We start from the raw sequence: 11005 nt of genomic DNA on the forward strand, positions 1-11005 counted from the left end.
AATCAGGATTTCCAGGATTTAAGGATGAACAGGATGAAGATGAAAATTCTGTCTTCAATTACCAGTATTCTCGGTTGGGTTGTGGAACGTGAACTTTCGCGTAGCAATGGAACGAAACCCACCAACAATATCAACCACTAATTAGGGTTTGCTGAAAAAATGCAAACAGATTGACATTCACATCAGCATCAATAAAGCCAGATGTACCTGATAAAGTAGCTAATAACTGACCAGTTCCAAAACCAGTATTACCAATTGTGCCATCACCAATGCGGACAAATGTATAATACATACAGGTTGAAGTACAATGAAAATCGTAATTTTGCGGATATGAGACTAGTTAAAGATGATTCTGTTTTGTGACTAAAATATATAAGCACAATAGTGACATACTTGTTGACTGGTGTCAACTCCTTCTGCAAAGAAGCCGTAGACTCTATTTTGAATTCACTGAGTTCTTAACGTGTTATTATTTATTTCTTAATTTTGCTGGGATAGCTTTTGGTTTGTAGTCACGGTTTTAACCCTTTTGGCGAAATTTCCAGAGGACTAAAGTCCTGACTACAAACTCAGTAACATTCAAAATCTAATTCTAGACATAACAATGACAAATACAATTCAACTTAATCAACTAGGCACAATTGAATTAGACGGTGCAGAAATTTCTGATTTTGACCCCAAATCAAAACGCCTTTTTGTGACTGGGCAATTTGAAGGTAAACCAGTTATTCAAGTAATTGATGCTTCTAACCCAAACAATCCTACTAAGATTACTAATATTGATCTTTCTAGCTTAGGTGGAGGAATTCAGAGTGTCGCTGTTAGACAAGGAATAGGAAATGCAAATAGCATTATTGCTGTTGCCATTTCCGCTAATAACAGTACCGATGCTGGTAAAGTTGCTTTCTATGATGCTACTACTCTCACTAAACTTTCTGAAGTGAATGTAGGCGCTTTACCTGATATGCTCACCTTTACTCCTGATGGTAGCAAATTACTTGTTGCTAATGAAGGAGAACCAAGTGAAGATTATACTATTGATCCAGAAGGTTCAGTTAGCATTATTGATGTTTCTGGAGATATTGCCAGTTTAGATAATAGTAAAGTTACCACTGCTGATTTCACTGCATTTAATGGACAGGAAGCAACTTTAAAAGCAGAAGGAGTCAGGATTTTTGGACTTAATGCTTCAGCATCTGAAGATTTTGAACCAGAGTATATTGCAGTTTCTGATGATAATCAAACTGCTTTTATTACTCTCCAAGAAAATAATGCTGTTGCTATTCTTGATATTGCCAGCGGGACTATTACTGATGTTGTACCTCTAGGTTTTAAAGACCATAGTTTACCTGGAAATGGTCTAGATGCTAGTGATAGAGACGATGGCATCAATATCCAAAATTGGCCTGTCTTGGGGATGTATCTACCGGATGGAATTAGCTCTTTTCAAGTTGGTGATGAAACCTATTACATCACAGCCAATGAAGGAGATGCTCGCATTCGTCCCACTGGTGATGATATTTTACCTGCACCTAATGATGGAGAAGGTGACATTTTCAATGAAGAAACAAGAGTTAAGGATGTCATACTTGATCCTACAGCTTTTCCCGATGCGGCTGAATTACAAAAGGATGAAAATCTGGGTCGTCTGATTATTACCAATACTCTGGGAGATACAGACGGAGACGGAGATTTTGATCAACTTTATGCTTTCGGTGGTCGTTCTTTCTCAATTTGGAATGATCAAGGTCAATTAGTATATGATAGCGGCGATCAGATTGAACAAATTCTGTCACAAGCCACACCGACACTTTTCAATGCTAATGATGGATCTGCTGATGAGGTTGACACTCGTTCCGATAATAAGGGTCCTGAACCAGAAAGTGTAGTTGTTGGTGTGATTGATGATGTACCTTATGGATTTGTGGGTTTAGAACGTGCTGGTGGTGGGGTGATGGTTTATAACCTGAGTGACCCGACTGCACCTGAATTTGTTCAGTATATTACAACTGAAGGTGATGTTAGTCCTGAAGGTCTAAAATTTATCTCTGCACAAGATAGTCCTAATGCTAAACCAATGCTGGCAGTTTCTCATGAAGTGAGTAATACTGTGAGCTTTTATGAAATCCTTCCCAGTGCTACACCTACAGTAGAAACCACGCCGGCACTGTTGGATGATGATAATCTGCCTGTAGATCAAAGGGCTGATGCTGATGACCCAGCTATTTATGTCAATGCTACTGATTCTGCTGATAGCTTGGTATTAACTTCGGTAAAAAATGGCGGTTTGCGGGTTTATGACTTGTCTGGTGAATTATTGCAAACAGTTAATCCGGGTGGGATTCGTTACAACAATATTGACTTGCAATATGGTTTCCAACTGGGTAGTGAAACGGTAGACTTTGCAGTAGCAAGCGATCGCAATAATGATAAACTAGCAATCTTCAAAATTAACCCCAACTCTAGCAACGGCAACTATTTAGAAGATATCACCGATAGCAGCATTGGTACTCTTTTTCAAGCAGCACCCTTTGATCTTCCCTACGAACCATCATCTCGTAGTTCCTATGGACTCGCTCTCTATCGTAGCCCCTTCACCAATGATTACTACGTCTTTACCAGTCGTCGTGAAACTGGAGATGTTGCCCAATTCAAACTCATTGATATGGGTAATGGTAAAATAGGTGCAGAAAGAGTACGTAATTTTACTATTACTCCTCCGGCTGAGTTTGGTGATGTTGACCCCCAAACCGAGGGTATGGTTGCAGACCAAGAAACAGGTTTCCTCTACATTGGTCAAGAAAATGTCGGTATTTGGAAATTTGATGCCGAACCCAATGGTAGCAACACAGGCAAACTCATTGATCAAGTCAAAGCTTTGGGTGGTAATAATCTTGTCGATGACGTAGAAGGTTTAACTATCTACTACGGTGCAAATGGTACAGGCTACTTACTCGCATCCAGCCAAGGTGATAATACCTTTGCAGCATACACCCGCGAAGGCAATAACGACTTTTTGGGGCGTTTTGGTGTTGGTAATAATGGGGGAATTGACAGTGTACAAGAGTCAGACGGTGCAGATGTCGTTAACGTACCTTTAGGAACTGCATTTCCCAATGGTTTATTTGTTACCCAAGATGGTAATAATGATCCGGCTGTTCTAGTTGAAGATGATGGTGAAATAGAAAACATCAGCAGCAACTTTAAGTTTGTACCTTGGGAAAATATCGCTAATACCCTACCCGATGTTCTAAAAATTGATACCACTAGTTACGACCCTCGCAACCCCGTAGCCCAACCCAGATTAACTAATTACGAATTTACCAACTTGCCCAAATTAGGGACAACCTCCGCAGGTCAAGATATCTTCTTAGGTGGATTTTCGGGGTTGTATTTCCAAGGAGTAGCAGCTAACGGTAATTTGAAATTTGTTACCCATACAGATCGTGGTCCTAATGGTGAACCCACAGGTCAAAACAGACCATTTTTATTACCCGATTTTCAACCAGAAATAGTCAGTTTTGAACTTAATCAAACGACAGGTGCAATTACCATTACCGATAGAACGGGCTTGTTCCGTGCTGATGGTACAACTCCGTTAACTGGACTTCCTAATGTGCAAGCTGGGGAAGGTGGTACAGCTTACACTGATGAAATTGCTGTTGATTTAAATGGTCAAGTTTTAACTAATGACCCTTTTGGTGCAGACGTAGAGGGAATTGTCGTTGCTGAAAATGGCGACTATTGGCTGGTGGATGAATACCGTCCAGCGATTTATCATTTTGATGTGAATGGGAAGTTACTTGAGCGTTTTATTCCCCAAGGAACAGCCACAGCAACCGAACCAGACCAACCAGCAGGAACATTTGGAACTGAGGTATTACCAGCAGTTTACGCCCAACGCCGGAATAACCGAGGGTTTGAAGCTGTAGCACTAGAAGGCAACAAGCTTTATGCTTTTATTCAGAGTCCCATTGATAATCCAGATAATGCTGGTGATACAACCTCTAGAGGTTCTCGTAATCTCAGAATTCTGGAATTTAACATAGTTACTAAACAGGTAACAGGTGAGTATCTCTATCTTCTCGACGATATTACAGGTAGTGGGACTGCGAAAACAGATAAGATTGGTGATGCTGTTTCCCTAGGTAATGGTAAATTTGCCGTTGTGGAACGAGATGACAGAAGTGATAACACTTCTAATAAACTCATCTACAAAATTGATTTAGCCGCAGCGACTAATATCAATAATCCTGCTAATTTTACTTTGCCAGCTGGGAAGACGATTGAAGAACTATCTCCTGCGGAGTTAACTGCGGCTGGGATTACTGTTGTTAGCAAAAGTTTGATTGCAAATGCAGCCCAACTTGGTTACACCGGAGTTGAAAAATTAGAGGGTTTGGCGTTAGTTGCACCGAACACTTTGGCTTTGATGAACGATAACGATTTCAATGTTGCCGGTACAACGATTCCAGAGAAACTAGGAATTCTCGAACTACCTAATAATCTTCAACTCACATTGGGTACTGCGGGTAACGATGAGTTATATGCCCAACAGGGTGAGGAAATTCAAGGACTGGGAGGAAATGACAGCTTATATGCTGAAGGTATTTTGGGTGGAAACATCCTTGATGGTGGTGATGGAAATGATGAGCTTTTTGTAGTTGAAGGTGTCAATAACACCCTCAAAGGTGGTGCTGGAGATGATGAGCTTTTTGTAGTCGAAGGTACTAATAACACCCTTGATGGTGGTGCTGGAGACGATGAGCTTTTTGTGATAGAAGGTAGCAATAACACCCTCAGAGGTGGAATTGGCAGCGATTTACTACGTACATCCAGCACAACAGGTAACAATAGCCTTTATGGTGGTGACAATGATGATACTTTATTTGGGTTATTAGCAAGCGATCGCTTATTTGGTGAATCTGGTGATGATTCACTGTTCGCTGGTAGCAAAGGTACGCAAATGACCGGCGGTGCTGGGTTAGACCGCTTTTTCCTGGGTAATGGCGCAGTTCCCGAAGCCCCTGGGGAAGTATTAGATTTCACGAAAGGTGCAGATAAGGTTGTAGTTGCTGGCATCCCTGAAGTTCAAGAATTTGCAGACCTCATCCTAGTGCAAGTTGGGGCTGATACAATTGTCAAAGCCACTATCAATGGTTCTGTACGAGATTTTGGCATTTTAAGAAATGTTCAAGCCAATACTCTCACAGCAGCGGACTTCGACTTTGTTGCACCTACAAACAATGCACCTACTGTCACAAACATCAGTAAATCTGGAAACGAAGACACCGATATCACTTTCACCGTTGAAAACTTCATATCTGCATTCACTGACATAGACAGTGATAGTCTGACGAAGATTAAAATTACCAGTTTACCTGGGAACGGAACTTTAAAGTTAGATGGTACAGCGGTTACAGTTAATCAAGAAATCGTAGTTGCTGATATTGCTAAACTCGTCTTCACTCCCACAGCTAACTTTAATGGTAATACTAGCTTTAGCTGGAATGGTTTTGATGGAACTGCCTACGCGACAACAGATGCAACGGTTAATATAGGAGTCACACCAGTTAACGATGCACCTACTATCACCAACATCAGTAAATCTGGAACCGAAGACACCGATATCACTTTCACCGTTGAGAACTTCACATCTGCATTCACTGACATAGACAGTGATAGTCTGACGAAGATTAAAATTACCAGTTTACCTGGGAACGGAACTTTAAAGTTAGACGGTACAGCGGTTACAGTTAATCAAGAAATCGTAGTTGCTGATATTGCTAAACTCGTCTTCACTCCCACAGCTAACTTCAATGGTAATACTAGCTTTAGCTGGAATGGTTTTGATGGAACTGCCTACGCGACAACAGATGCAACGGTTAATATAGGAGTCACACCAGTTAACGATGCACCTACTATCACCAACATCAGTAAATCTGGAACCGAAGACACCGATATCACTTTCACCGTTGAGAACTTCACATCTGCATTCACTGACATAGACAGTGATAGTCTGACGAAGATTAAAATTACCAGTTTACCTGGGAACGGAACTTTAAAGTTAGACGGTACAGCGGTTACAGTTAATCAAGAAATCGTAGTTGCTGATATTGCTAAACTCGTCTTCACTCCCACAGCTAACTTCAATGGTAATACTAGCTTTAGCTGGAATGGTTTTGATGGAACTGTCTACGCGACAACAGATGCAACGGTTAATATAGCAGTTGGAGTAGTTAATGATGTCAGCGTATTTGCGATCGCATCTGCTGAAGCTACAGAAGGAAATGCTATCACCTTTACTGTTACTCGTACAGGGGATGCTCAAACAGAACAGAAAGTAACGGTTTCCACAGCTATTAACGCCGGCGATACAGCTAGTAATAATGACTTTACTAGTAAAAGTGAAAATCTTACCTTTGCAGTTGGTGAAACCCAGAAAATCTTTACTGTTCAAACAAAACAAGATTTCCGGGTGGAAGAAGATGAGACTTTCACAGTCAAGTTAATTAATGCTACCAACGGCGCGGTTATAGGTTCTACAAATGGTACAACCCAGGGAACTATCAATGACGAAGATATTCCACTAGCTGCTATTACTAACAACAACATCTTTACCATTAAAGGTATTGGTGACACAGTCAGACTCAAAGCCACTCTTCTCGAAAGCAATTCTAGTTTTGTCAATGAACTAGGTGTATTTATTGTTGACGATGCTCAAGGAAGAATCAACGGTATTGCACCTGGAGAACAAGGTTATAACCAAGCAGCGATAAATCGTGCCAGAAGCCAAAGTAAAACGATTTTCTCTGCTATTGCTAATCGTCCAAATCAGTTTGAGACTGACAATCTGAGACGCTTGCTGGAATTTAATTCCGGTCATAACTTGAAATTCTTCTTAGTAAAAGACGGTACAATTGACTCCTTCCGGGCTGGAAAGATATCAGCTACAAACATTATCTTTGCAGATTCTTCCACCCAAAGAATTACAGAAGAAGATGATGGTTTCACAATTTCTTGGAAGGAAAGTACCACTGTTACAGAATTCAATTCTCTAGTAGTTAATATTCAGTCCACTGATGAATCCTTAACTACAGGTACAGCATTGCAAGGGAAAAACCAAGCAGAACTAATTGATTTTCAAGATATATCAGGTAAGGTGAAAGCAGATTTCTCTGTTTATCGAGAAGCCGCATTTAATAACGAAGTCTACTTTTATGAAGTAGATAATGCTCAAGGATTAATTGGTAGTCTACAAGCAAATGCAGCTAATCGAGCCAATTATCTGCAAGCTGCAATCAACAATATCATTAAAGATGCAGACACTGGTGAAATCATCAAATTTGCTGTTGCTAACCAAGGTTTATTTACAGACAGCGCCATGATTGCCGGTGGTTCAATATTGGCTCCGATGATAATTGTCAATGGGACTTTGTCCCAGTTAACCGATAGTAACACTAGTAATGATCCTCAAGTTTACTTCCCTTATTTGGGAGTAAATTCTGATGGAGTAGATCACATTCGTTTGTTAGGAGATAACACTTTTGGTTTTGAAGATTTACCTGGTGGTGGTGATGCAGATTACAATGATCTAATTGTTCGATTCAATTTTTCCATTGCTTCAGTTGCTTAATAATTGAGCCTGGGAATGATAGCGTAAGCCATATTCCCAGGCTAATAGTAAAAGTCGGCTTAAGCCGACTATTTTTTTGATAATTGTGGGAATAATAAATATGAAAACTTTTGTTGTGCTAAAGATGCAGTTCTGGCTGTAGCAGCATTGAGTTCAGCATTAACAAGATTATCTAATTCAATTTGTATTTCTGAGGGAAGTGTTTGTCCTTGATCTCGTGCTGTTCTCCACATACTCATTAGTTCGGATAAACGTTGTTTTTGCTCATTAGTGAAAAATTGATCAGGACGAAAGTTATCAATAATTAATAATGCCCGAAATTCAACTTCACCTAGCTGTGTAGTTAAAGCATCTAAAGCTTGATCGGCAGTTTTGCCAACAGACTGTTTATCTCCAGCAATAGCGCGATAATACCTTTCTCCACTGGCATTTGATGTAGGTATAATAGCAACTGTAGTCATAATGCTGATCAAGGATATCTGTTATGTATCAATCATAGTAGTAAATTGGTGTATTTTTCTCTCTTTGTGATAAACTGCTATAAACCACCACAATAAATCTACCAGTAGTGATATATAACAAAGCAATAAACTTTGTTAATTACCCACACAAGTAAATATAGCTGCACCACGCAACCTATCAGAAATCACAGAGTATTATTATAATATAAACTGAAATTAGGGAAAGTCGAATTATGAATCAATCTGATTCCAATAATGACAAACAAAACAAAAATGTCAAAGGAATTACAAAAATTTCTGTCAGTGGTTATAAGTCACTTTATGATGAATGCAGTATTGAAGTACGCCCGTTAACAATTCTTGCAGGTGCTAATAGTTCGGGAAAATCTAGCATCATGCAACCCTTATTGTTGATGAAACAAACTCTAGAAGCAACTTATGATCCTGGTGCATTATTACTTAATGGACCCAATGTTAAGTTTACTTCAGCCACACAATTATTCTCTAAAATATCTAGAATCAAACCTAATAATAAGTTTACCGTTGGTATTGGTATAGAGAATGATCAAATTATTAGTAATGTATTTACAACACATAAAAAAGAAGCCATAGAAATTGTTGAAATGATATATAAAGGAAATGAACAAGAGTTTTCCCTTTTACCAGATATGTTGCCAGGAGATGTAATGAATGTTTTACCAAAGCCATATATAGAAATATATGATGCAATTCAAGATACAGAAACTTTAAAAAATAGAATGACATGGATTGTTAACAGAAATAGGTGTTTTTTAGAGTTTTCATTATCTACAAAAGAAAAATATAATATTATTTCTCAAAATCCATTATTTAACTTCTTGTATTCCAGTCCTTCGGAAGTTTTTGGTAATTATATCCGTCAAATAATCCATGTCCCTGGATTAAGGGGAAATCCCGAACGAAATTATAAAATTACAGCTATAGGTGATGAATTTCCAGGTACATTTGAAAATTACGTTGCTAGTGTGATCAATTATTGGCAAAAGGGTAAAAATAACAAAACTATCAAAGAATTATGTGCTGCATTAGAAACACTAGGATTAACTTGTAAAGTACAAGCAAGACAAGTTAATGATACACAAGTTGAGCTTAGAGTTGGTCGTTTACCACGCAACTCTGATGCTAAAGATGATATGGTGAATATTGCCGATGTTGGATTTGGTGTTTCCCAAACATTACCTGTTTTAGTTGCTTTATTAGTAGCAGAACCAGGACAATTAGTATATATTGAACAACCAGAAATTCACCTTCATCCTCGCGCTCAAATTGCTATGGCAGAAATATTATCTAATGCAGCAAAAAGAGGTGTTAAAGTAGTTGTAGAAACTCATAGCGATAAATTAATTCTAGCAATTCAATCTTTAGTTGCCGAAGGTAATTTATCACCAGATATAGTAAAACTGCACTGGTTTACGCGCCAAGAAAATGGTATAACAAATGTCAATAGTGCTGATTTAGATGAAACTGGCGCTTTTGGAGATTGGCCAGAAGATTTTGGTGATTTATCTCTACAATTAGAAAACCGTTATTTAAGTGCTGCGGAAGCTCGTTTAATGCAGGGTGTACATGGTGGCTAAAGTAAATTCTCAACGTTTGGTAATTGATGCTTCTGTAGCTCGTTCTGCTGGTGATAAAAATGCTACTTTTCCCCAGTCGGTTCATTGTCGTGAATTTTTATTAGCAGTTTTAGATATTTGTCATCAAATTGTTATGACACCAGCTATAAAAGCAGAATGGGATAAACATCAATCATCCTATGCCCGAAAATGGCAAATTCAAATGATATCCAGGAAAAAATGGAACTATCTGGAAATATCAATAAATGATAGTTTATGGACTGAGATAGAAAGTATTGCTGCTAATGTTAGTAATAAAAGAATTGCGGAAATGACAAAAGATTTATGTTTAATAGAAGCAGCACTAGCAACAGATAAAATTGTTATATCATTGGATGATAATACTGCTAGAAAATTTTTTAGTGAAGCATCTGTAAAAATTGATGAACTCAAGGATATTGTATGGGTAAATCCAGATAAAGTAGATGAAGAACAACCTATTGAATGGTTAAGAAATGGAGCTAAAGTAGAAAGTGATCGCCTACTAATGAATTATTCTGACAAAAAAATATAGAATCTGTAGGTTGGTTTGATGGAAGGAAACCCAACATCAACCAATAATAATAAATGTGTTGGCGTGTATTTAACTTAAACCAATCTATCAACTACAAACAAGAATCTTGTGTAAATTCATTCATAAGATTCTCAAATATTTTTGCAACAGATGAGTTAAACTCTGTGTCATTACAAGGTTTACCATTAAATTTGTCATTTAAGGTTGCAAACTCATGATCTGACATTTTAGCCAAAAATTTATCCAAGTCTATTTTTTGTTCTGAAACCTTACTCAGATTTGTAAAAAATTCTAGAAAAGCTTCTCTATATTTCTCTAAGAGTTTTTCATCAACTACCACACTTTCTTTATTATTAAGGTCATCAATTGTTTTTAAGAGTTTGGCTGTCAGACAATCTATTGGGTAGTAAGTATTTGCAAATGATGAAATTTCATTCTGAAAAAATTCATAGGTTCTAGTTGGAGATGCGAAATACTGAATACCAATAGGCAGAGAAAACTTGTGTAGGTTGATTTCTTCTGAAATTGCACGAGGAGCGTTGCTAGAACCATTTGTTTCTTCAAAAACATATAAAATCTTATCTGGACCTGAATAGTCTTTAGCTATTACTACTGATCTTTTAACACGATTCAGAATTCAGGGTAAGAGCATCTCAATTAGGCTTGACATAAGGGATGAGAGGAATCTAATGTAGAGTCAATGAAACAGGAACTGAGAACTCGAATCATATAATTGTTA

General features: G+C 38.1%; 6 protein-coding genes. 3 read left to right on the forward strand and 3 right to left on the reverse strand.

All coding sequences use genetic code 11. The features are described from left to right. Positions 1-130 precede the first annotated feature (130 nt). Entirely contained in the window at positions 131-292 is a 162-nt protein-coding gene (locus tag H6G59_RS18670) for a hypothetical protein (RefSeq protein WP_190717042.1), read from the reverse strand. A 312-nt stretch (positions 293-604) separates the two neighbouring features. On the opposite strand from H6G59_RS18670, the gene H6G59_RS18675 reads away from it, so the two are divergent. Further along, positions 605-7636, forward strand: a complete 7032-nt coding sequence (locus H6G59_RS18675) for a phytase (RefSeq protein WP_190717044.1) — start codon at positions 605-607, stop codon at positions 7634-7636. Positions 7637-7704: 68 nt separating this feature from the next. Here H6G59_RS18675 and H6G59_RS18680 read toward each other — a convergent pair whose 3' ends face one another. Beyond that, positions 7705-8097 carry a hypothetical protein gene (locus H6G59_RS18680; RefSeq protein WP_190717046.1) on the reverse strand — a complete coding sequence of 131 codons (393 nt, stop codon included), beginning with the start codon at positions 8095-8097 and terminating at the stop codon, positions 7705-7707. A gap of 233 nt (positions 8098-8330) precedes the next feature. Here H6G59_RS18680 and H6G59_RS18685 point away from each other — a divergent pair, with 233 nt between their 5' ends. Then, the gene (locus H6G59_RS18685; protein WP_190717048.1) at positions 8331-9713 is read left to right on the forward strand and encodes an AAA family ATPase; all 1383 of its coding nucleotides are present in this window, start codon (positions 8331-8333) and stop codon (positions 9711-9713) included. Further along, positions 9703-10266: a hypothetical protein gene (locus tag H6G59_RS18690; RefSeq protein WP_190717050.1), complete on the forward strand. Its 564-nt coding sequence runs from the start codon at positions 9703-9705 to the stop codon at positions 10264-10266. The genes H6G59_RS18685 and H6G59_RS18690 overlap by 11 nt, the downstream gene beginning before the upstream one ends. A 91-nt stretch (positions 10267-10357) precedes the next feature. On the opposite strand, the gene H6G59_RS18695 is transcribed toward H6G59_RS18690, so the two are convergent. Then, positions 10358-10606 (reverse strand): hypothetical protein, encoded by a 249-nt coding sequence (locus tag H6G59_RS18695; RefSeq protein WP_190717052.1) that lies wholly within the window; start codon positions 10604-10606, stop codon positions 10358-10360. Positions 10607-11005 lie beyond the last annotated feature (399 nt).

The organism is Anabaena lutea FACHB-196 (assembly GCF_014698305.1).
Lineage (GTDB): Bacteria > Cyanobacteriota > Cyanobacteriia > Cyanobacteriales > Nostocaceae > Anabaena > Anabaena lutea.

What these genes read in the sequence shown, in the direction of transcription:
- H6G59_RS18670 (WP_190717042.1), bottom strand. Translation starts at nt 292, where the DNA reads ATGTATTATACATTTGTCCGCATTGGTGATGGCACAATTGGTAATACT.
- H6G59_RS18675 (WP_190717044.1), top strand. Translation starts at nt 605, where the DNA reads ATGACAAATACAATTCAACTTAATCAACTAGGCACAATTGAATTAGAC.
- H6G59_RS18680 (WP_190717046.1), bottom strand. Translation starts at nt 8,097, where the DNA reads ATGACTACAGTTGCTATTATACCTACATCAAATGCCAGTGGAGAAAGG.
- H6G59_RS18685 (WP_190717048.1), top strand. Translation starts at nt 8,331, where the DNA reads ATGAATCAATCTGATTCCAATAATGACAAACAAAACAAAAATGTCAAA.
- H6G59_RS18690 (WP_190717050.1), top strand. Translation starts at nt 9,703, where the DNA reads ATGGTGGCTAAAGTAAATTCTCAACGTTTGGTAATTGATGCTTCTGTA.